The sequence below is a fragment of the Pseudoalteromonas sp. JC3 genome (assembly GCF_030291895.1).
Lineage (GTDB): Bacteria > Pseudomonadota > Gammaproteobacteria > Enterobacterales > Alteromonadaceae > Pseudoalteromonas.
In genome coordinates, this window is the sequence record NZ_CP127856.1 from 530,324 (window position 1) to 554,876 (window position 24,553).

Consider the following 24,553-nt stretch of genomic DNA (forward strand, 5'->3'; position numbering starts at 1 on the left):
GTCTTCGTAAACCGCGATGGCTTATTTTCAACAATTTCTGAATGAATAATAGCAAAATGAGAACAGCATTTTATATTTCCGATGGTACCGCTATCACCTCTGAAGTGTTTGGTCACGCAACGCTTTCAATGTTCCCTGTAGAATTTAATCACCAAACGATACCATTTGTAGAAACAGTAAAAAAAGCAAATGAAATCAAAAAATTAATAGACTCGGTTGCTGAGACTTCAGGTGAAAAACCATTGGTGTTTTTTACATTCGTTAATCCAGAATTGTCCGATATTATTTTATCGTCGCAAGGGGTTTGTTACGACTTTTTATCTTATGCGAGCGAAATAGTAAAAAGAGAGCTAAAAGTTCAGCCGGTGCCAAAAATGCACCGCACGCATAGCATTCACGAATCTTCTTATGATTTTAGAATAGATGCTGTTAACTACGCACTTGCAAATGATGACGGCGCAAATATTAAAGATTATGACGAGGCAGACATCATATTGGTAGGTGTCAGCCGCAGCGGTAAAACGCCGACAAGCTTATATTTAGCATTACAATATGGGATAAAAGCCGCGAATTATCCGATGACAGAGGATGATTTAGAAAGTGGAAGACTGCCTAAATGTCTTGATAAATACAAAGGTAAGCTCTTTGGCTTAACCATAGACCCCGAAAGACTAGCCGCAATAAGACAAGAGAGAATGGCAAACTCAAAGTACGCATCAATCAGACAATGCCGTATTGAAGTCAAAGAAGTTGAGATGCTATTTAAAAAGAATAAAACGCCTTACTTAAACAGTACACGTTATTCCGTTGAGGAAATATCAGCAAAGATTATTTCTGAAACTGGGTTAAAGCGCCATAAATACTAAAAAGGCCGCAATGCGGCCTTTTGTTTGTTATTTATACTGTTTTGCGAGCGTCTTTTAGTAGATCAGCAACTAAAAAGCCTAGCTCTAAAACTTGGTCTGCGTTTAGACGCGGATCACACTGGGTGCGGTAACGCTGAGATAAGTCTTCGTCTGATAGACCGTAGGCACCACCAACACACTCAGTGACGTGCTGCCCTGTCATTTCTAAATGCACACCACCAGGATAGCTACCCTCAGCTTTATGCACTGCGAAGAACTGACTGATTTCTCTTAGGATATTGTTAAAGCTACGTGTCTTATATCCAGTCGTCGCTTTTTCAGTGTTTCCGTGCATCGGATCCGAAGTCCAAATAACTTTGCGGCCTTCTTCTTGAATTCTACGAACTAATTTAGGCAGTTTTTCCGGCAGCACATCTGCACCCATGCGTGTGATAAGTGTTAGACGACCAGGAATATTATCAGGGTTAAGCGCATCGACAAGTTTAATTAACTCATCTTCTTGCATCCCTGGGCCAACCTTTACGCCAATAGGGTTTTTAATACCACGGAAAAATTCGATATGAGCGTGATCTAATTGACGCGTACGTTCACCAATCCAAACAAAGTGAGCAGAACAATCGTACCAATCCCCAGATAAGTGGTCTCGTCTAGTTAACGCTTCTTCATAACCTAACAATAGCGCTTCGTGTGAGGTATAAAGCGGAGTTTCCTTCAGGCTTGGTGCTACTGTTGAATCAATGCCACAAACTTCCATAAACTCAAGCGCTTCTTGAATACGCTCTGCGAGCTGTTGAAACTTGTCTTTTAACGGATTTGCAGCTACGAAACTCATATTCCAGCGATTTACCTGATGCAGATCAGCAAGACCACCCTGCGCAAACGCGCGAAGTAGGTTAAGTGTTGCTGCTGACTGATGATATGCTTTCATCAATCTATCAGGATCTGGGATACGCGCTTCTTCCGTAAACTCAAAACTATTAACGATATCACCACGGTATGAAGGTAAAGAAACACCATCAATAGTCTCAAAATCTGAAGAACGTGGCTTAGCATACTGCCCTGCCATTCGAGCAATTTTAACTACCGGGCATTTACCGCCATATGTTAATACGACAGCCATTTGTAAAAGTGTCTTGAACGTATCACGAATATTAGCGGCACTAAAATCTGAAAACGATTCTGCGCAATCACCACCTTGCAATATAAAAGCTTTACCTTCGCAAACATCTGCAAGGCTTTTATACAAGCTTCGTGTCTCTTCTGCAAAAACGAGCGGCGGTGCTGAATTTAGTTCTTTTTCAACTGATTTTAACTTCTCTGAATTTGGGTATTCAGGTTGCTGCAAGATAGGTTTATCTCTCCAGCTATTTGGGCTCCAATTAGCCATTGTATTTTCCTCATTCCAATATGTGTTACCACCATTGAACAGTACCCCAAGCCCCCTTATTCATCAAGGAAAAACTTTAGTTTGTTTTCATCAAAGAACACATCATACTACTGTTGGTTTAATAATATGACGCTTTAGCTAAAACTATTCAAAATATTTATCAAAGTATTGAACTTCTTGAGATATGGTGGTTTTTAATACATCTTTCCAGCTAGCAAAAAAGCAGACCTAAAATTGGCGACTATCAGACTTGGAAGATCTGATCTTTAAATCGCTATAATGAGTATCATCACGCATTTTGAGTGAATTGAAGACCCTGGAACCTATACCAGTATCAAACATAATCTTGTCGAAGTCTTGTTTTTCACTTTGAGTGCCTTGATTAGAAGTCAATTCAAGAATTTGTGATCAAGAGGACCCCACCTACCTCTTCAGAAAATCATCTTACAGAGCATTTATATACAAAGATGACACACTGACTTTAGCCTATTATTATGTTAAATTGATGTTTATTTAAGTTCAGACTAGTAATTGCTTGTAGTGACTCGTCGTATTTTATGAGTAGGAAGGAAGCAAGAAAAAATGAGTCTATAGTGATTGCTATGAGTACTAATCACATGTGCTATATAGTATTTGGAAGTATTAACACGTATAGGTACTTCCAACAGCTAACTCCTCCAATGAGAACTCAATGCTGAAAAATTGGGGAGATTTCTCTTCAGTGATCTGGGTTATTAAAATAAATTTTCCTGATTAAGCTATCTTATTGAAACGGCGAGAACGCCGAACAATCTATCACTAGATAAAAATAAAACTCTACTGTCAAAAAGGTGATATTGATTACGTAGTACTACTGAGTTTACTCTTGCCCCTCATTCTTTTCTTGATATCTAACACAACGACTTTTATTCTTACAGTATCAAGGGGTAGTCACTTTGCCTAATATAATTGGGCATAAGGTTACTCGCTTAATAGCTATTTTCAATTCCAAAACTCTCGCTAGTTTCTGGCCAGTTAGTTTCAGAGATATTTTTCCATGAACAGTTAGCTAATCTAGCTTGACTCGTTCGCAAACAAGCTGTTCAGACGCTTGAAAAGATCTCTGTCTACTTTGCTCTTTGACGATCAGACCATGAATTCAGGTGTAAAAACTATATGATATTTAAATAATAAAAGCACAGGAGACGTGTCTTCTATCTACTCGTTTTTCCGTTATTTTAACTTCGCTACAAATCGAGTAAGACACTGACATTAGTATTTATTCCGGCGAAACGTGAATAACAGTAAGTAATCACTGAAGTAGCTGGTGTAGTTATTATAAAGAAGTACACCAGCTACTTCGAACTGTACATGTGCATGTAGCAAAAGAAACTTGTGCTATAACCGTCTTCGTGTTTTAGTCAGGTACGACTACAAAAGTGCGGATGTTACTCGAAGATTCATAGCCAAGAAAAAGAAGTGGTACGATTGTTCTCTTTGAAAGTGCAAAATTAAACTCAGTGTTCTACTCTACAATTTAGCCAATCCCTTTAAAGGATCCCAAATGATGCTTATTGCAAAGTGAGTACACACTTACTAACCATCTATCACCTTCCCTTTTCGGCCTAACTAGAATTTATTAAACCTTCATGCCTACGGAAAAGTGCTCGGTCGGAACAAAATAAGTGAACACTTACTATTGTTTTTCAACACTAAAATCTTGAACCAGAAGAAGACTCTGTCAGTATCAAAAGTTGACTTTAATTTATAAAAAAGAGTATTATCGCGAGGATAAAGGAACACATCATACAGTTTTTTCATAAATATAAAATCAGTGTTGAATTTAAAAATTAATCAAAAAACTGACAAGTAGCGTTGTTGTTCTGAGTGGTTACTAGCCACTGCTTTTTAGCCTGATAGTATTGCCCATTAGAAACTCCCTTCAAAAGTGACAAAAAGCTAATTTTATAGGAGAAATCCAAAAAAATTTGATATAATTTAGTCTATCTGAAAGGAACACATCATACAAAGTGAGGTAAAACAATTTCAACTCTACAAAACTAATTAGCAATTTCATCAAGACGACATAGAATCACTTTCCTATTTTAAAATTCACTAGCAGATATTTTATTTCTCTAAAACCTAGACGCTCCAAATAAAAGCTTAATAAGTGAAGATAAATATGAGCTAACAGAATATTTCTGATATAATTTACATATATCTCAGGGAACACATCATACTTACGAGATCAATAAAAGTATGCATCATCACAAAATACCCACAGCTAATTGATCAAATAACTAAGTTCTCAACAACGATCGACTAAAACGATACTTAGCTTAATTTAGCAAACGGCAAGTGATATGGTTAGTTTGTTCCATTAGATACTCATAATAAAATCGCTTAGCGAGATTTCATTATTTTTGATATAATGCGAGAGAGATAACAAGAACACATCATACAATGAATAAATTTAATATACGTTCAACTTTCGATATTCTTAATGAACAAATTAACCAGCTATGCCATGAACTGACAGAAGCCGATATAAAAAAGGCAACATTTTATGAACTGCCTGATATCAAAAAACAAGATGAAGAAACCGCTCCAACAAATATAACTGTTAAAAAAATAGAAGGTGAAAAAGCACTCTCTAAATGTTTAGATGCTTATCGCGACCTCTACTTAAACGACCGAGAAAGCGGAAAGTTGTTGCAAAGGTTTCCTGGTCTTTTGTTAGTTAATGACCCTAAAGAAGTTATCAACTCTAGGGTGAATGCAGTGAATCTTGCCAAAGAAAATTTTAAAAATGCTATTCTGGAAATTTCTAACAATGATGCCAGATTCGAAGCTGTTCATAGTGCAGTTCCTAACTTAATGACTTTGGCTGCCTATCGAAAAATACATAGCGAATCCGAAGCTCCCTATTCCGTTCGATTTACCTGGATGAAAAAACATGCAACCAGAGTTTTGAGTAAAGAACTTGCTATGGAGATGTTGAATCGCTCTTCACTATATTCAAATCCGAGGATGATAGATCAGGAAAAGTGGCAACAGCTAGTAGAACAAGAAAAATATAGAGTTTCTAGTCTATCAGAAAATGCAAAGCTCAGAATTAGAAGGCCAACCAGAGTAACACCTGAGGTGAATGTGAGATATACAGCTCAAAATCGCTATCATGTAAGTGCCGCACTTCCATTTATACTCTTTAACCCGTATCCAGACACTAAACTTGGAGAGTTAAGTCATTTTACACAAAAAGATGATCATCCAAGAAAGCGAGAGTACAACTTTCTAGTCGATAGAATTTATTTAGAAAGATTTGAGTAATAGTAAGTAATTCATACGGAATCTAACGATAGCACGCAATTTAACATAATCTTGTTGAATTAGTATAGTCCATGCAAGTGCTAACTGACTTGTCCTCATTATAGTATGATGTGTTCTATCCATTTTAAAACTTATACCAATTAGCTTAATTAAGTGATCTCTTCTGAGGCGAAGAAAATCTTGTCGATAACACCATTACCGCATCCAGCTATCGCCAAGTTACATCCATATAGGCAAGGCGAAAATTTTTGCTATTTAGTTGTTCTAAATAAGAAATTTTTAACGCAGTTAGCATCAGATTTGCTCCTTCAAATTGAACAAGTATCAAGGCTAATTGGTATTATAAGACTATGATGAAATCGTTATCTTCACAGATTAAGTACTAAATTTTTTCAGGTTAAATTTTGATTTATCATTACATGTTAAGCTCTGAAATAGCTTATCGACCACGGAGTCGCATCTATAAATTACAAAAAATCAACTTCTGTTGGCTAACATGCTTTTCTATTTAATTGTTTTAAATAGGAAAATTTCAATTATTGATATAATTCTCCCCTCTTCCAAGGATTAGAGAATTAACTTGATCTGCTGATGTAGTTTCAAGATTTATTTATGTCAGTATTTTCCACCACAGAAAATTTTTAGCTTTATAGACTTCATCATTTTGAAGAATTGGGTTGTGATAAATTTCGCTCAGAAAGTATCTTAAGTTGAAATAGAAATTAGCTTTGATATAAAAGTTTTTTGTTTTGGCTAGAAATACCATTCTAGCCAAAATAAGAAATTTTATTTTTTAACGATTTCTTCTAATGTATCTTCATCAATTACTTCAACATTTTCAACGATCCGTTTTCCGCCTTGAATTTCGATACGTTTATGGTGTTTATTGAGAGCCAATATTTCATCACAGAACTGAGCTGATGGGTGCATTTCGTACACATAATCAACGATTTTCCCGGACTTTTCATCCTTGACATTTGAAATATTGTATTCTGATATCGCCCCTTTCTCGATCAAATCTTTCATTGTTGTGGTCATATCACGACGAAGTGCCTTCAATTTATTCTCTGTTATTTCATCATCAGAATAAATTGAACCATACTTTTCCATAATTGAAATTAGGCGAAAATGATAAGTTTTACCTGGAGCTGCGTAACGCCATAGATGATACAAACGTAGCATCATCCAACGAGACAAACCGCGTTTTAACTCTTGAGCACTGTTGAAATAATAGCCTTTATACTCCAAGTTATCGATCATGTTATGAACAAATGCATTTAAACATGCAACACATTTGATGTTCCCACCCTGCCCTTTTTTACCACTAAAGTGTAGCGACGACAGAAAGTTCATGTTTGATTCGTAAAATGAATCATCAATACTTGGGTTTTTAGTATCTGTAGCCGTATATTTGAACGAAAGTTTAGAACCTTGAAGAGCTTCCAAAGATTCCTTAATTTGCGGATAAGGCATTGATTGACCAACAGCTTTTAATTCTTGAGCAAGCTCGTTCATCGAAAAAATAACCGCGTATTGAATACCGGACTTAAAATTTATTTTAACAATCTTACCTTTAGAAGCTAGGCGGATCAGTGCGCGCTCAACTTTTTCTTCTCGGTCAGATGGCCAAACTAAAAACTCTTCGTCATCACCATCTCTTTTAGTACTAACAACAGCAGGGGTAATTTTTATCTCACCTTCGTATAGAATACCATCTACTTTTTCTGATATTTTTCTCGTTACGATTGTTTTTTTGGGCGCTTCTTCTAATGGTAATTTTTTATGTCCAGAACGAACAAAGCGTCCCCATAAATCGTAATGATTAAAGGTGTTAGAATAAGCTCTTAACCCATGGGCTGCATTTTCTAAAGATACTCGAACATCTTTATTGTCCGTAAACAACGCCAAACTTTCGTTATCGATTGCACTTTCTACACCATGGATCTGTCCACGAAGTGAATCGGGCAAATTGTCAACAGAGATGTTCACCTTCCGGCTCATTGTTTTACTTCCAAATTTTCATGACGTCTAATAACAACATATTCGACAGAAAAAGTTAATGATTAAAGTTAGTAAAAAAGTGATCCGGAGTAACTTTTTTTGTTGGGATCATTGTTTTACTAAGTAAGGCTCATTTTCAGATCAAGTTTTTACTAACAAAGGTAAAATGATCGCTGAAAAACCTTTGTTTAAGGCATATTTAGCGGATTTACAACGGCAAATCCGACGCCCTTGTGGAAAACTAGGTCCTTAATTAGTAAAGATCTGATCTATGCTAGGTAGAGATCAGATCTATACATACCTTAAAGCACTTGATCTTATATCACCTGTGCATAACTGTTTGATCTTACTTGGTAAAAAATCGATCCCAACCACCATACCTGTGAGTAATTCTGTGTATAAGCTGTTTATATATAACTTTTTGAAATAGTAGTTAGTAAAATTTCGATCTGGGAGTTATAAGAGATCAGATCTTAACCTAGTAAAAAGTAGATCTATGAAAATTAAAAAAAGTTATGTAAAACAGTAGGATATAATATAATTTCTTGGCCTTAGCCTTTAATACCTATATATCTAACCATATCTAAACTTTCTTATTTATACTTAGATGTAAATCAAAATTACAAATGTCTTTGTTTTTTTGTGTTTACAGCAAAATATATGGACATTATAATAATCGTTATCAAATAAAGGATAATGTGTATGTCTATAAATAACAATGCGCTATCAACGTACCGGCTGTTGAAAGCTACAGCAGAAGTAGCAGAACAATCACTTGCTGGTCGTATTCAACATTATAGAGCTCATCTTAAAACTGAAGAAAAAGAGCTTAGAACTTACACGCAAAAAGCTGCTGCAGATCTACTTGGTGTGAATAATAGAACACTCAAAAGACGTCATGACCAAGGTGACTTTGATACCATCAATATAAAGAAAGGCGCAAACGGTCATTATGCATACACATTAGCAAATATCTTTGCGATGGCAGATGTTCTGGGTGTAAATGCTGATCAACGAAAGCCTAGCGATAAATTACAAGTCATTGTGATTAATAGTTTGAAAGGCGGTTGTGGTAAAACAACAAGTTTGGTGAATATTGCAGCAGCTCTAGCTACAACGAATATTAAGCGCTATCGCATCGGGATCATTGATCTTGATCCGCAAGGATCATCATCAAGCTTTTTTCCATCTAATGATCATGAACCGATCACAGTTGGTGATCTGATGAGAGATTGCATCGAATTAGATGAAGGTGAAACATGGAAAGATCTTGTCTCTAATTCATTCCAAGAAACCCACATTCCAAATATTCGCGTATTACCTTCTGGTATGGATGACTTTTACTTTGAACACGAAACAGCAACAGAGTTAAAAGAAAGTTCAAGCTACGAAAAGACACGTCATTACCATAAGCTTAAAGAGAAGGTTATAGAGCCCGTACAAGACGAGTTTGATATTATCCTAGTAGATACCGCACCTTCACTTAATTTTATGTTCTATAACGCATTGATGGCGTCTACGGCTATGTTAATACCTGTACATCCAGAGGCCGTAGACTTCGACGCTAATAATAAATATCTGAAACGTCTTGGTGAGATATACCATACCGTTGCTGCTCTTGGTCACGAAGGCTGGGACTTTATGCAATTTTTAGTCACTAACTATGTTAAAGGCAATCATTCTCAGCGCGATATCGTTAAAGATGTACGTAGTGCTTTTGGCCGTCAAGTAATGAGTTATCCAATTAATCACAGCTCTGCAATTACGGCGAGTTCTTCATCGTTTAACACTATTTTTGATCAAAAGACTTCTGATAGCTTAGCAAGTCGCGAAGCATTGCTAAAAGCACAAGAAAATATCAAAGACGTGGTTGATGAATTAGAAATGCTGATCCGTTCAAATTGGCCTTCAACACAGTCTTCGCTAGCAGAATAAAAGGGTATTAATAATGGCTAGAAAACGTAAAAATGACACTCGAATAGATCCTTTTGCTACTGCGGTTGAAGGCAGTAGCCTCGACGATCTTTTAGATCAGGCGAAAGTAGGTGATGTGGTTACTATGCCTGCGCCAAGCGATCCGACAAAAACCATAGTACTGACCTGTGAAGTGGTACCGTTTAGCGAAATTGAGAGTAAAACCACAGTTTATGGGCAGAATCGCCGTGAGCAATCCCTATTAAGCGAAAAAGCGGTCGCAGATATATTACCTGCCATTAAAAAAGATAAACGTAATCTCCACCCTGCCCTATGTTGGCAGCACAATGGCAAACTTCACGTTTTATCGGGTTCTAGACGCCGTAAAGCCTGTATGCTGGCCGAAGCGGATTATGTGGTGTTGAGCTCGAAAGACTTTAGTGATGAAGATGCAAAAACATTAGCGGTATCTTCCGATCAATACATCGCCCCGAGCCTTTGGGAATTGGGTAAAGCCTATTTTGATACTAAGCATAACTTGATCAAACAAGGCCAAAAAGGATCGTATCGAGAAATCGCTGCCGTGGAAGGTGTTTCTCACACAGCTATCGCAGACGCGTTGAAAGCTTATGAAAGTATTCCGGTCGAAGTATTGCAGTTGTATCCAACGGCAAATCATTTAGGCCGTGAAGCAGCTAAAAAGCTCATCACAGCAAAACAAGAACAGCCTGAGCAGTTTTCAGAGCAAATTGCCGCACTAAAAGCGCAAGACTTTATGACAGAAGAGATGTCAGACGAGAAACGTGCTGTTCAGATCACTAAATTCTTGACCACATTCGGAAGTAGCGATTCACGTGTCGAATCCATGCTAGAGAACGACTACATTCGAGTACAGAGAAATCTAAAGAGTGGTGATGTTACCGTGAAAATAGATAATCGAGTATTGACTGATAAGCGTCTGGAACAATTGCAAAAGCTGCTAAGCAGTTATAATTAAGGTTCGTTCAAAAATTGCCGCGTTGGTTGAATTATCAAGCAACTCGGCGCTTTTTCTAGTCAGTTGACCTCCAACCAGTCCTTTTTTAGCGAATTTCTTACATTTCTCTCTTTAGCTCAAATCACTAATTTCATATACTGGCTTTTTATTTTAATTTTGACGTGCACTTAATGTCTTCGCAGTTATCTAAAGAGCAACTTTTCGCCTTATTTGAAGAGATCAAACAGGAGCAGGCTAATCAATTTCCTTTGTCTGAACGTTTTCTTCGTCAATACTTCAATTCAGCTTTACTTGCGAAAGCTAAGGAGTATTTGAAAGACGAGCAAGTCTGTTACCTTCAACACAGCGAAAACTTCGCGCAAATTGATGCACAGGTATTGGGAAATTACGGCAATACCTTCACCCAGCACATCAAAATAAACCAAACGCAAAGTAGCGTTTCGGTCGAAGCAAACTGCTCGTGTTCAAATAATCCTAAATGTCGGCACATTGCTGCGGTATTACTCAAACTTAAAATTGAACATTCTGGCGGCTTTGGTGAGGCTTATTTAGTTAATGACTGGTTTAACGAACTAGGGCAGTTGCAGCAAGTTGATAAAGCAGACGCAGAAAACGTCTTACTCTTCGTGTTAGAGCCTCGAGCAAACGAAATCCTTGTAAGTCCAAAGGTCTCGCCAAATAGGCCCGACGGTGTTTACCCCTTAGGCCGAGTGTTAACTGAGCAACAGCTCAATAGTCAGGTCGCTCCAGCTGGTCTATTAGAAAACGATTTTCGCTTATTTAGCTGGATCCGCTCGCAAAATACACCGGGTCATTTTGAGTTATTTGGCGCCTGGGGCTTTAATGCACTCACACAACTTGTGCATACCCATCGCTGTTTTTATCGTAACCAGCGCCAACCTTTGGAGCTAGGGCATAAGCAAACGCTTGATTTTTACTGGCATCAAGAAGGCAATGAATACCAACTTAAAAGCCGTCTAGCGAATGTTGAACACTGGCGCTTGATTAAAACCGAACCTCCGGTGTATCTAGATACTGAAAACTTGGTCGTTGGCAGAATTGAGTCAGAGCTTACCGCGCAGGAAATCGCCCATCTTCATACTATGCCTACCATCACGGCTGAAAAGCTAGAGCAGGTGATGGCGCGTTTCCAAGATATCTTTACGGATGATGTCATTGCGCCTCCTGCTGGGTTTTCGCAGTTAGCGAGTAAGCAATCTAATGTTGCTAAGCTTATAAAACTAGATAGGCCAAATAAAATTCGCTTTGCAATTGAGCCGCTTGGAAAAGGCGCGACGAAAAAGCAATTAGCAAGGCTGGAGCAGGTACTCACTGGTCTCGGCTTTATCCATGAGGGCGACGAATTTTTATTACCAACTGAGGATGGCGTTGAAGTCCATTGGTTTAACAGGGAGATCAGGCCGCTTTTGCAGGGTAAACGTTGGATTGTTGACGAGCTGCCAAGCAATGGCCTCGTTGTTACACCAAAAGTGCTGTTAAGCCTTAAGAGAGATAAGCAACATCATGTGCTTGGAAAGGTGATGTTAGATGACAAGCCCGTTACGCTCAACTGGGATAAGCATCCGGTTCATGAGCTTAACAACCTCGCCCATGAATATCGCTACGTCGAAATTGGCGAGCAGTTCTATGCCATTAGCAAATCCATATTTGATGAATTGCTGGAGCTGAAATCTCGTTTTAGTTATTACCTTTCGAGCTCACAATTTAAATTTCCGTTGTCGTATGCCAAAAAGCTGTTTGAACTGACGCATATTCATGCTGACTCAGACGATCAAAAGCTACTTGAGTATCTCGCTGAGCTAGATAAACCGATAGAAAATCTTGACGTGATCCCTGCCAGCGAAGGACAGAGCTTCACCCTACGAGATTATCAAGTGCAAGGTGTTAACTGGCTTAAATTCCTTAATCGTCATCAGCTAGGTGGCATTCTGGCCGATGATATGGGCCTTGGAAAAACGCTTCAGGTTATTGCCTACTTTATTTCTCAGCATAATACGCTAGTGACACAACCAAGTTTAATTGTCTGTCCGACGAGTTTAGTGGGGAACTGGCGTGACGAATTTAAACGTTTCGCACCGCATCTACCTCTCACTATTATTCATGGTTCCAATAGAGAGGAAGCACTCACTAACTTGTCAGGTGCACGATTTATTCTAACGACGTATCCACTGCTTAAGCGCGATGTGGCGTATTATAAAGGGCTTGATTTTGATTCTATTGTGTTGGATGAGGCGCAATATATTAAAAACGAAAGCGCACAAATATCTAAATGCGTAAAGAGCCTATCCGCGCGTTTTAAACTTTGTTTAAGTGGCACACCGGTAGAGAACAATTTACTCGAGCTTAAATCGCTGCTCGATTTTGTCATGCCTGATGTGCTGGGTACTAAGCAGCAGTTTAAGCAACACTTCCAGATCCCAATTGAAAAAGAACAAGATCGCCCTAGAGCTCGAGAACTCAGATCGCTGATCGCACCTTTTATTCTTCGTCGTACCAAAGCTGAGGTAGTGAAAGAGCTACCCAATAAGACAGAACTCATCAAAGAATTAGAGTTCTCTGATGAACAACATAAGCTATATCAAGGTGTCCAGCACCAAGTAGAAAGCAAATTGCTCAATCTATTTCAGGAGCAAGGCGTTGAAAGAAGCAAGCTGGCATTTCTCGATGCCTTGTTAAAGTTACGTCAGATCTGCTGTCACCCACAATTGGTTGATAAATTACTGACCGACCAACATGGCGCTAAATTTGAGTGGCTTGCACAACACCTGCCTGTGCTACTCAGTGAGGGCCGTAAGATAATTATCTTCAGCCAGTTTACCAGCGTGTTAGATCTCATTGCTGAGCAGTGCCAACAGCAACAGTTGAAATACACTATGCTGACAGGGCAGACCAGACAACGGGATAAAGCCATTGAGGCGTTTACTCAAGGCAAGTGCAATGTCTTTTTGATAAGCCTAAAAGCAGGGGGAACTGGTTTGAATTTGACTCAAGCAGATACGGTTATCCATTTCGACCCTTGGTGGAATCCTGCGGTAGAAAATCAAGCAACAGATCGCGCCTATCGTATCGGACAAGATAAGCCGGTGTTCGTGTACAAGTTGATTATGGCGAATTCTATCGAAGAGAAAGTGTTTAAGATGCAGCGCGATAAGCAAGCCCTTGTTGACGCCCTATTTGCAGACTCTGGAGTCAATCTTGGTCAGTTTGATGAGTCGCAAATGCTAGCGCTGATAAAAAATTAAAAATAATTTGGAACTAATCAACAAAGGTGAAGGTCTATGATAGTGCTTGTTGTGACATTGTTGAAACAGTAGGCATATGTTGATTTTCCCCCTTTGTTACTGATTGTAATAAGCCAGCTTAATTAAGTTGGCTTTTCTTTTTTCTGGCTCTAGGGCCTGTTTATCTTTCAAGTTTGTTTTTGCAGCAGTTTGACTGGTGTTTATACAAGGCAGAGCCTGCGTAGCATAGTCATTCTATGTAAGTCTGGCGATAACATAGTAGAAATGCCAATCAAGCGCTGCCCTTTGGGTTCACCTGAGTGCGCTTTGTTCATTGTTGCTCAACTTTTGCCTAGATTACTAGGCGGCAAGTCGAGCGTCGCGATCAAAACACACTCAGAAGAACAAAAATTAAACAGCAAAGGTCAACAGGCCCTAAAACATCTTTCACTCCATTTTTATTCCATAATCTTGCGCTTTAATAACTACAACGGAGAAACGCCATAGACCAATTAGGATAACGTTATGCTTTGCTACGACGCGACAATTTCACACTTAAACTTTATTGAGACGCAATCAGAATCTGACTATGATCTACTTAATGAAGTTGCGAGTTCAGAAGACTTGTCTAGTATACTTACCATGTTACTGTTCGATGACACGCTTTCAGATAAGTTAAAGCGCCAAGTTAGACAACAATTGAAGAAGTTAAAAGCAAAGAGTAAATAAATCCTATGTCTACCTCATCAAGAATTTTGCTTGTCGAAGACGACCAAGATATTGCAGAGCAGGTGCTGTTGTTTTTTAGAGCATCCGGTTTTGAAATGTTTCATATTGCAGACGGTGCAGAAGTTGTACCTTGGGTAAAGTTAAACCAACCTGATGCAATCTTGATGGATATCATGTTGCCGAACCAAGATGGCGTAGAGTGTATGCGTCAAATTCGAGCGTTTTCTGAAGTACCTATTGTGATGCTGACTGCCAAAGTGGCAGAAGCAGACCGTTTAAAGGGCTTAGAAGTCGGCGCAGATGATTATGTATGTAAACCTTTTAGCGCCGCTGAATTAGTGATGCGCATGAAAGCGATCTTACGTCGTTGTGTGAATACCAATGCGTATCAAAAGCCTATCGAAGTAAATCGGGAAGAATTAACGGTTAAACTGAATGGCAGTACATTAGGCTTAACCAAAGTTGAGTTTGACGTCTTTGCGCTTTTATATGACGCACCAAACCGTGTCTTTTCAAGACAGCAAATTCTTGATTATATTCAGCCGGATAACTTTGATATTTCGGATCGCGTAATCGACAGCCACATTAAAAATATCAGAAAGAAAATCAAAGGATTAGATTTATCTCCGAAAATTGTAGAGTCGGTATATGGCGCCGGATATCGCTACAATGGTCAACAGATCACTGAATGACTAAGTGATTGAAATTTATATCTAAGGTATTATCAAAGCAGAAGAACCGATGAGATCTCAATATGCTTTGGTCAATGCTCTCCAATACGCCTGCATGGTATAGTCTTGCGCTATTTGCAGGCGGTGCGGCTACCCTACTCCCCGTCGTTTGGGTTATGCGCAGCACTTTCAAGAATCAACTCAATAATCAACTCGCCTCCGAGCAAGCACTTAGGTCGCAACTAAGCCAAGCCGAGCAATTCGCTGAGCAATTAAGAGCGCAGCAATTGCAAAGTCATGGTCAACAGCAGCAATTGCAAGCGAGATTAGCTGAGCGTCAACGGCAAGCCGCTGAATATCAGCAGCTGTGGCAGCGAGAGCTCGATGCCAAGGAAGAAATTCAAGTGCATGCTCATGAGCTAGAAGTTGAAATGGCCAATCTGCAAACCTTGCTGGAGCAAAAGCAACTGAGCTTTGAGCAGCAGCTCGCGCAGCTTGAGCAAGCGAAGGTCCAGCTGAAAGAAGAGTTTCACAATCTCGCGAATCAAATATTTGATGAGAAAAGCGAGCGCTTTAGTCATCAAAGCAAAGAAAAAATCCAGCAGTTGCTGCAGCCAGTACAAGGTGAATTAAAGGGCTTTAGAGATAAAATGGAAGCCATTCATAGTGAAGAGCTGAAGCAACGGGCGTCATTAAAAACCGAATTGCTGCACTTACAAGCCAACAATAAAGCCATGACCGAGCAAGCAGATCGTTTGACCACGGCGTTACAAGGGCAAAAGAAAGCACAAGGCAACTGGGGCGAACTCATGCTCGAAAATGTGCTAGATAGCGCTGGGCTACGTCCGGGTTACGACTATCAGCGAGAAGTCAACTTTAATACCGACGAAGGCAAGTTTCGCCCTGACGTCGTGGTTTACTTACCGCAATCTCGTCACCTGGTAATTGACGCTAAAACCTCATTGAATGCCTATACAAGGTATATTAATGCCACAACCGATAGTGAAGCGAATCAAGCCATTGTGGCACACACCGAAGCCATCACTGCACGGATCAAAGAGTTGGGTAGTAAATCTTATGAGCGCTTACCAGGTCTTAACTCCCCAGAGGTGGTCATCATGTTTATCCCTGTGGAATCTGCATTTGTTGAGGCGGTTAAGCATAAGCCAACGCTTTATCAGGACGCTTTACAAAACAATGTATTGGTGGCAACGCCAACAACGCTTTTAACCAGTCTTAATATCGTTAAACAGTTATGGCGTTTTGAAGAGCAAAGCAAGCATACCAGAGAGCTGGCGCTTCGAGCTGAGAAGTTTTATAACAAGCTCAATAGCTTCCTACATAGTATGGAAGGGGTGGGTAAACAGCTTGATAAAGCAAAAGAGAGCTACGAGCGAGCGTTTTCTCAGTTATATATGGGTAAAGGCAACTTAATTAAGCAAGCTTCTGAATTTAAAGAACTAGGCGTTGCCGTAGTCAAGGAGCTACCCGAAGAACTCGAAGAAAAAGCTAAACTTGAGCTCGAGCCGGTAAGTCAGCTTGGCAACCACGATAGCTCGAAATAACGCTTGAAATCCAAAAAAACAAAAAAGGCCCATTGGGCCTTTGAACGAAAGATAAAAGAATTTAACCTGAAATGATTAAGGTGTCTTGCACTTGGCATAGTCACTGTGGCGTGGCGTATCCGAATACAAGTGCATATAAAGCGCAAACTGGCTGACATCACGCCAAACATTGCTATTGGCCGGTGGGCATAGTGACTGCTCGATATAACCCTTCAGTGCCTGTCCCGTTAATGCTAATTTAGTCGGGATACGGATAAACACATTGATGTCATCTTTACTGGTTTTTAAATGTGAGAACTGCCAGCTTCCAACCATATACTGTTTGGTAAAGTAGCGATTGATACGCATTTGGGATTCTTGACTAAGCTGCTGAGTGGGTGCCTCAGGCGTTTCGGTAACAAATGCCCATGCACTTATCAGTGAAATAATAGTGGCTAGTACAAAAGTCCAAATTACAGCTGGTGATAGTTTATTTTTTGGCTTTATTTGAAGTTGCTGCTGGTTCGCTCTAGATTCAACAATTTTCAACCATTCAGCATGTTTTAGCGTCCGTTGTGTCATTGGTACTCTCCGTTTCTGCATATTGGTATTTAAGCGCTTCAATGTGGAGTAAAGATGGAGTGAGTAAACATCAGACCAGTGCCCTTATGAGGTATAAGTTAGATCTAAAAATTCTTTATTGTCGATGAAAGAATAATTCTAAAATTCGCATCTTTTCTGATGAGAGTTGCTTAATCTTAGGGTGGTATTGAATTAGTAAGTACCAACATTTTAGTCTTAAGTCTAATGGGTGTCGTACCGAATTTGTGTTATTTACTTGGGTACCTATTCAGTCTTGATTTATCTTCATATCGACTAAATTAAGTAATAATCGGTCTTTTACAGACTCTGCGTTCAACATATTCACGGGACAAACTATGCAATTTATTAATAACAAGCTGGAAAACGCTGTTCGCAAGCCAATCTCGTTGGCTGTCGGTGCTGCGCTTCTTTCAACTATTTCAATTCATGCGCAAGCAGAAAGTAACAACACTGAAGCCAAAGAAAGTGTTGAAGTCATCGAAATCACTGGTACGCGAAGAAGTCTTCGTAGTATTGCCGAGAGCACGGTGCCGGTAGATGTGATTTCTTTAGAAGATATGCAAAGTACCGGTCAGCTGGAGCTGAGCCAAGTACTCACTACGCTCGTGCCAAGTTTTAACTTCCCAAATTCAACGCTGGCGGATGGTACGGATCACGCCCGCCCGGCAGTGCTTAGAGGTTTAGCACCGGATCACACCTTAGTGCTGGTTAATGGTAAGCGTCGTCATGCTGGCGCATTATTGAATTTAAATGGTACCGTTGGTCGTGGTTCAACGGCGGTTGATTTAAATACTATCCCAGCTGCCGCGATTAAGCGTATAGAAGTACTGCGTGATGGCGCTGCTGCTCAATACGGCTCAGATGCCATTGCTGGCGTTATTAATATTGTGCTTAAAGATGCCGAAGAAGGCGGCAGTATTAGTGTGACCTATGGTGAGCACGATACACAGATGGCAGGTGTCCCTGACTTATTACAAACCCGTGCAAACGCTGCGGGCGATTTAGATTTTGTGCTTGGAGATGACCGCAAGCGCAATGATGGCGGTACTACAACAATTGGTGCCAACGTTGGTTTTGCTTTAGGTAATGAAGGTTTTATTAATCTGTCTGCCGAATATAGAGATAAAAAACCGACTAATCGTTCAGGCTTTGATCCAAGAGAGCAATATACTCGTGATGAAAATGGTCAACTTGACTCAAGAGAGTTTTCATTTGATCGCTACAACCACCGTTTTGGTAAAGCTGAAGTGGAAGACTTTGCACTATTTTATAATGCGGGTTACAACCTAGATGCGGAAACCGAACTTTATTCATTTGGTAGCTACTCAACACGTGAAGGTAACTCCGGTGGTTTCTATCGTCGCGCAAATGACAGCCGCAACTTAACTGCGGTATACCCAGATGGTTTCTTGCCTCAAATTGTCAGCGATGTAGATGATTACTCTTTTGCGGTTGGTGTAAAAGGCACTCAAGGTGAGTGGGATTACGATATCAGTACAAACTATGGTGTGAATGACTTCGCTTTGGGTGTCGTAAATAGTTTGAATACTTCGATGGGGGTAACAAGTCCGACTGAGTTTAATAACGGCGCTTTAGTTTATTCGCAGTGGCTTGTGAATGCTGATGCTAAAACGGCATTGGATTTGGGCTTACCGGATGACGTATTTTTCACGATTGGTGCAGAATATCGCCGCGAAACCTATGAAATTGAAGTCGGTGAAGAAGCGTCTTACCTCACCGTGCTTGATGCAGAAGGCAATCCCGTTGCAGCTGGTGGTGCGCAGGTGCTCGCTGGTTTCTCACCAGCAAGTGCTGTCGATGAATCTCGTCATAACATCGCTTTATTCGCAGAGTTTGATACCTACTTAACGCAGGACTGGAATGTCGTCTTGGCGGGTCGTTTTGAAGATTACAGTGATTTTGGCAGCACTTTCACTAGTAAACTGGCATCGCGCTATGTGGTGTCGGATAACTTTTCACTACGTGGTGCAGTAAGCACAGGTTTTAGAGCGCCTTCATTGGCTCAAACGTCCTATAAATCAATTGCTACGGTATTTGAAAATGGCGTACCGAGTGAAGTTGGCCACTTCCCTGTTGATACGCCAGCTGCAAAAGCGCTGGGTGCTCGAGAGCTTGAACCGGAAGAGTCGGTCAATATGACGGCGGGCTTTGTCTACACACTAGACGCGTTCTCATTTACTGTGGATGCCTATCGAATTGACATCGACGATCGCATCGTCCTTTCTGAGAACTTGGGCGGTCCTGAGGTCATTAATATTTTGCAGCAAGCGGGTGAGCTTAATACGCAAAGTGTAAGGTACTTCACTAATGCTATCGACTCGCGCACTCAAGGTGTGGATATCGTAGCAACGTACAGTTTTGATCTTGCCGACTACGGTAATCTGCGTTTAAGTGCCGCGGTAAACATCAATGACACTGAAGTGACGCATGTAAAAGCAAACCCTGCTGAGCTTGAAGCCCTTGGTGACAGCTATGAGTACTTTGCTCGTCGTGAAATTGCACGATTTGAAGATGGAACACCAAAAGATAAGTGGAACTTAGCTGCAATTTGGCAATTTGGCGATTGGCAGACGACATTACGTGCCACACGCTATGGTGAAACGGTGGACTCTTCTAGCGCAGTAGAAGGCGATGAAGTATTAGACGCTAAATGGATCACTGATTTAGAAGTGGCTTATAACCTAGGTGACAACTGGAAGTTTGCTGTAGGCGCTAACAATTTATTTGATCAATATCCTCAAGATACTGTTAGTAATATTGGTTATACAACGTTTAACCAGATCTTCCCTTACTCTGCGTTCTCGGCATATAACACCGATGGTCGTTTTGTGTATGGCAATATCAGCTACCGTTTCTAAGCAAGCTCAGAAAGACAAAAGGCCAAGCATCTGCTTAGCCTTTTGTACTTTATGCTGGTACATCTACCGCATGAGGTAAGTTTATCTGAATACACAAACCGCCATACTTCCCAGACTTCACTGTGATTTTTCCATTCATCGCTTCAATTAAGCTCTTACAAATAGACAAACCAAGACCTGAGCCTCCTGTTGCACGACTTCTCGATGCTTCGACACGGTACAAGCGTTCAAACAGTTTGTTCTGCTCGGCCTCAGATACGCCTGGTGAGCTATCATCTACTTGTAGGAATAGTTCTTGTTTATTGACCACAGCTTTAAACCTTACCTTGCCGGGTTTATCTGTGTATAAACATGCATTCTTAGCAAGATTATCGATAACCCTATCTAGCTTTGGTTTATCAATGTAAATACTCATATCATCGACGTGAATGTCGGCGATAAATTGCAGCTGATTACTTGTTACTAATCTTTCAATATCGTACACATAGCTTTGGATAACCGTTTTCGCGCCATGCTGCTGGGGATGGATCACAAGCGCGTCATGATCTGCTTGAGACAATTGATATACGTTCGAGATCAATTCATTTAGCTGATTTATCTTGTTGTTGATCTTGGCATACGCAAGTGTGCTGTCATCAATAAGATTGTGTTCCATCGCTTCTATATGGAGTTTTAAGACACTGAGTGGCGTGCGTAACTCGTGGGAAATATCGGCCAGCATTTTATCTTTATGCTCAATATTCAATTGATACATTTTTGCTTTTAGCGCCGCATTTCTATGCTTGACGACAAAAAATCCGACTAGAAATAATCCAGCTAAAAAGGTCGAGATTGTAGTGATCACCCACATTTGTGTGGATAGCTTGGCGTTTTGTAAGTTAACCTCGGTTATGGCTTGTGCAGAGCGTGCTTGCTCCAGTTGTTGAGATTGAATAAGCGCGTCAATACTGGCTTTATAGGTACTTACTTGTTTTTCTAGTAATGTTTCATGAAGTTGAGTCTGTAGCTTTGAAGTCGACTTCATAAATTGAAAAGCTTGGGCGTATTCATGATGTGCAGCAAGCGTTATCGCTTTAAGGCGATGATATTTTTCGAGCAGCACCTCTGCCGTTTCTATTTCGGTTAGGGCGTCCAGCTTGGTGAGTAGTGTTTTTGCTTTGGCTAATTCTTTACGTTTTAGCCTAACTTCTAACTCCGTCAGGTAGGCGTAAAATTGTTGCAGTGTTGAACTGGTTTGAGTGGCATATTCAATGCCTGCAAGTGCATCCGACAGGGCATTGTCTAAGTCTGCCTTGGCTATATGGATCAATGCGGAGTTTCGATATGCCCTAGCGAGTGAAACCCTAGCATTGAGTTCTTTTAGAAATTCAATGGCCTCTTTTGTTTGCGCTAATGCTTCGTCCGTTTTACCGTTCTTAAACTTCAGCTCTCCCAAGCGAAGGGCCGTGCCTGCGACGTTGCGTAATTCTTTTGAAGCTTTATCTGCAACGAGAGCTTGTTGAAAGAAATACTCTGCATTTTCCTCATCCCCCATACGCACAGAAATATCACCGAGATTGTAAAAGTTAGCCCCTTGCTTTTCGTACTGATCAGTTCCTTTTAGTAATTCATAGGCTTTTAAGTGATATTGCATAGATTGCGCAAGCAGATTTCTATGGTCGGCAACAACACCTAGATTATTATAGGTTTGCGCCACTAAATTTGATTTATCCATTGCCTCGGCTGAAGCGAGCGCTTTTAAGTAAAAAGACTCGGCCTGCTCAAGCTGGCTTAAGTTACGATAGTTAATGCCTATCTCTCTGTATAAATCATACTTGCGCGCTTCGGTAAGGAAAAACTGCTTTTCGATATAGCTAAGAGTAGATATTGATTTCTCATATAAGTCTTGCTTTCGATAAATCATGGCCTGCAAATAAATCGCTTGATATCGCGTTTCTTCTTCTTCACTGACGCTGGCCGTTTCAATTTTAACTAAGGCTTCGGTGTATTTTCCTGCCTTTTCTAAATCTTCTATTTCCTTGATAACTGTATTCCCGGCCTGGCAATGCATCGCTGTAAGCAGTGCTACTGCTTTTATTAAGTTCTTAATGGGGGTCATGTATCAACTTCAATGTACTGTAATCAGTTTTATAGTTTTACATGGAAAAGTGGGGTAAATATGGAAAGTGTAAAGGGGGTTTACAGCAGAATGAAGTGCTTATAAATCTGAGGTTAGTCATATTTTGATTTTTAGTCAAAGTAAACTCAGAACAAAATTTTACTAAGTAAGTTAGTAAAAATGTGACCTGTCGCTGGTTTAGTTAGTAAAATTTTGGTTTGTGAAAGTGAAAAAAGTCACAAATGCGCTCTTTTTTGTCTGGATCTTAGATCTTTACTGTAAAGATCGGGATCGTTAGGTATTGAGTTAATAAAATTCTGATCTCAAATAGGTCTAGGTTAGTAAAAATATGATCTGAATAACTGGCGTTGGTAAATACGTGATCTCAGTTACCAGTGGCTAGTAAAAATCTGATCCACAATAGATAAAAGGGCCTGACGGCCCTTGCTGATTAAGGAACTATATAAGTCGTTATCTAAATCCAGTGTTTAGAACTGGTTCATGGTGTTGGCTTCACCGCCTGCTTTGAGTGCGTTCTCACCAGAGAAATACTCTTTGTGCGTGTCACCGATATTAGAGCCCGCCAAGTCTTGGTGTTTAACTGATGCTTGTTCGCGACGGATTTCTTGTCGTTGCACATCGCGCACATAGGCAAGCATACCCGCGTCACCAAAATAGCCTTCAGCCAGAATATCAGTACTGAGCGCTGCTGTATGGTAAGTTGGCAGTGTAATAAGGTGATGGAAAATTCCCGCTTCTCTTGCCGAGTCACGCTGGAAGTTTTGCACCAGTAAATCGGCTTCGGTTGCCAACTCGGTTGCGTCTAACTCTGGCGCCATCAATACTTTTGCATCCGCGCTTGGATTTGGGTATGCCGATAAGTCTTTACCTTGCTCCTGCCATTGTTGGTATACCTGTTCACGGAATTTTAATGTCCAGTTGAACGATGGCGAGTTGTTGTACACAAGCTTAGCGTTAGGCACTTGTTCGCGAACTCGGTTAACTAGCTCGGCAATTTGCTCGATATTTGGCTTTTCGGTTTCAATCCACAATAGATCTGCGCCTGATTGAAGACTGGTTACACAGTCTAGTACCACACGATCTTTTTCTGTGCCTGCTCTGAACTGGTATAAACCGTTGTCTAAGCGAACTGGCTTTTGCAGTTCGCCACTCAATTTAATTGCCATCTCACCTTCTTGTAAGTCAGCGGCCGAGGTAACTGGCGTGGTGTCTAAATAGCTAGTGTATTGGCTCGCAAGGTCGCCTGGCGCTTTTGATACTGGCACTTTTTGCGTCAAACTTGCACCCAATGAGTCAGTGCGAGCGACGATAACGCCATCTTCAACACCAAGCTCAAGGAAAGCATATCGTACAGCGTTAATCTTGGCTAAAAAGTCTTCATGAGGAACCGTTACTTTACCTGCTTGGTGGCCACACTGTTTTGCGTCCGATACTTGGTTTTCGATTTGAATTGCACAAGCGCCCGCTTCAATCATTTGTTTAGCTAAAAGGTAGGTCGCCTCTTCGTTACCAAAACCGGCATCAATATCAGCAATGATAGGCACTACATGGGTTTCGAAGTTATCGATTTTGTTAAGGATTTCAGTTGTGTCTTGGCCTTTTGCTCTCGCTGCATCAAGATCTTTGTAGAGATGATCTAGCTCTCGCGCATCGGCTTGCTTGAGGAAAGTGTAGATCTCTTCAATCAAAGCTGGAACCGCTGTTTTTTCATGCATACTTTGGTCTGGTAGTGGGCCAAACTCTGAGCGCAGCGCAGCAACCATCCAGCCACTTAGGTAGACGTAAGAGCGTTTTGTGGTTTTATTGTGACGCTTCACTGCCATCATCATTTGTTGCGCGGTAAAACCGTGCCAACAACCAAGCGATTGCGTGTATTGGCTGCTATCTGCGTCGTACGCTGCCATGTCTTCACGCATCACTTTTGCCGTGTATTTTGCAATGTCCAAACCGGTTTTAAAACGGTTTTGTAGGTGCATACGGCTGGCATACTCAGGACTGATAGACTGCCAAGTTTTTCCTTGGCTTTGGCATAGACTAGAGAAATGATCTAACTGAGTTTGATACTGAGACATAATTAGCTTCCTTTGAACGGGTACTATAAATCAAATTAAATTCTGGTTGTTTGTTACACGAAACCAACCGGTGTGAGAGTGGTTGGCTGCGGGCTTAATTAAACACTAGGCCGATAAATTAGATTTTTTAAATTTATAGTTATTATTGCGAGTATATTTTTTATGAATGGGAAAAGGGGTTCGTTTTTCCAAAAATTGTTTTATGTTTGACCTATCCCGT

At 40.4% G+C, this 24,553-nt stretch carries 14 protein-coding genes; 9 read left to right on the forward strand and 5 right to left on the reverse strand.

Features of this window, described 5'->3' with window-relative positions:
• The first annotated feature begins 56 nt into the window (after positions 1-56).
• Positions 57-866, forward strand: a complete 810-nt coding sequence (gene ppsR, locus QSH61_RS21050; RefSeq protein WP_010605526.1) for a posphoenolpyruvate synthetase regulatory kinase/phosphorylase PpsR — start codon at positions 57-59, stop codon at positions 864-866.
• A gap of 31 nt (positions 867-897) precedes the next feature.
• On the opposite strand, the gene QSH61_RS21055 is transcribed toward ppsR, so the two are convergent.
• Positions 898-2,253 carry a class II 3-deoxy-7-phosphoheptulonate synthase gene (locus QSH61_RS21055; protein ID WP_010605527.1) on the reverse strand — a complete coding sequence of 452 codons (1,356 nt, stop codon included), beginning with the start codon at positions 2,251-2,253 and terminating at the stop codon, positions 898-900.
• A 2,442-nt stretch (positions 2,254-4,695) separates the two neighbouring features.
• Between QSH61_RS21055 and QSH61_RS21060 the strand changes: the two genes are divergently transcribed.
• Positions 4,696-5,562 carry a DNA replication terminus site-binding protein gene (locus QSH61_RS21060; RefSeq protein WP_206471351.1) on the forward strand — a complete coding sequence of 289 codons (867 nt, stop codon included), beginning with the start codon at positions 4,696-4,698 and terminating at the stop codon, positions 5,560-5,562.
• Between the two features lie 786 nt (positions 5,563-6,348).
• Here the strand turns inward: QSH61_RS21060 and QSH61_RS21065 are convergent.
• Positions 6,349-7,563 carry a hypothetical protein gene (locus QSH61_RS21065; RefSeq protein WP_010605529.1) on the reverse strand — a complete coding sequence of 405 codons (1,215 nt, stop codon included), beginning with the start codon at positions 7,561-7,563 and terminating at the stop codon, positions 6,349-6,351.
• A 702-nt stretch (positions 7,564-8,265) separates the two neighbouring features.
• Here QSH61_RS21065 and QSH61_RS21070 point away from each other — a divergent pair.
• The 6 genes from QSH61_RS21070 to QSH61_RS21095 all read left to right on the forward strand — a co-directional run bounded on the left by QSH61_RS21070 (position 8,266) and on the right by QSH61_RS21095 (position 16,681).
• Positions 8,266-9,498, forward strand: coding sequence for an AAA family ATPase (locus QSH61_RS21070; RefSeq protein WP_102058137.1), 1,233 nt, complete (start codon positions 8,266-8,268; stop codon positions 9,496-9,498).
• Between the two features lie 13 nt (positions 9,499-9,511).
• The gene (locus QSH61_RS21075) at positions 9,512-10,474 is read left to right on the forward strand and encodes a ParB N-terminal domain-containing protein (protein WP_102058138.1); all 963 of its coding nucleotides are present in this window, start codon (positions 9,512-9,514) and stop codon (positions 10,472-10,474) included.
• 170 nt (positions 10,475-10,644) lie between these two features.
• The gene (locus QSH61_RS21080; RefSeq protein WP_206471352.1) at positions 10,645-13,737 is read left to right on the forward strand and encodes a DEAD/DEAH box helicase; all 3,093 of its coding nucleotides are present in this window, start codon (positions 10,645-10,647) and stop codon (positions 13,735-13,737) included.
• Between the two features lie 504 nt (positions 13,738-14,241).
• On the forward strand, positions 14,242-14,445 hold the full coding sequence (locus QSH61_RS21085; RefSeq protein WP_010376203.1) for a hypothetical protein: 204 nt from the start codon (positions 14,242-14,244) through the stop codon (positions 14,443-14,445).
• A 5-nt stretch (positions 14,446-14,450) separates the two neighbouring features.
• Entirely contained in the window at positions 14,451-15,137 is a 687-nt protein-coding gene (locus QSH61_RS21090; RefSeq protein ID WP_174169152.1) for a response regulator, read from the forward strand.
• Positions 15,138-15,199: 62 nt separating this feature from the next.
• Complete coding sequence (locus QSH61_RS21095; RefSeq protein WP_206473738.1) at positions 15,200-16,681, forward strand: DNA recombination protein RmuC; 1,482 nt, start codon at positions 15,200-15,202, stop codon at positions 16,679-16,681.
• Positions 16,682-16,756: 75 nt separating this feature from the next.
• On the opposite strand, the gene QSH61_RS21100 is transcribed toward QSH61_RS21095, so the two are convergent.
• On the reverse strand, positions 16,757-17,242 hold the full coding sequence (locus tag QSH61_RS21100) for a hypothetical protein (protein ID WP_206473736.1): 486 nt from the start codon (positions 17,240-17,242) through the stop codon (positions 16,757-16,759).
• A gap of 356 nt (positions 17,243-17,598) precedes the next feature.
• On the opposite strand from QSH61_RS21100, the gene QSH61_RS21105 reads away from it, so the two are divergent.
• Complete coding sequence (locus QSH61_RS21105; protein ID WP_206473735.1) at positions 17,599-20,142, forward strand: TonB-dependent receptor plug domain-containing protein; 2,544 nt, start codon at positions 17,599-17,601, stop codon at positions 20,140-20,142.
• Positions 20,143-20,191: 49 nt separating this feature from the next.
• Here QSH61_RS21105 and QSH61_RS21110 read toward each other — a convergent pair whose 3' ends face one another.
• A complete protein-coding gene (locus QSH61_RS21110) occupies positions 20,192-22,240 on the reverse strand; it encodes an ATP-binding protein (protein ID WP_206473734.1) in 2,049 nt (682 codons plus the stop codon).
• 488 nt (positions 22,241-22,728) lie between these two features.
• The gene (locus QSH61_RS21115; RefSeq protein WP_174169147.1) at positions 22,729-24,333 is read right to left on the reverse strand and encodes an isocitrate lyase; all 1,605 of its coding nucleotides are present in this window, start codon (positions 24,331-24,333) and stop codon (positions 22,729-22,731) included.
• Positions 24,334-24,553: the final 220 nt, after the last annotated feature.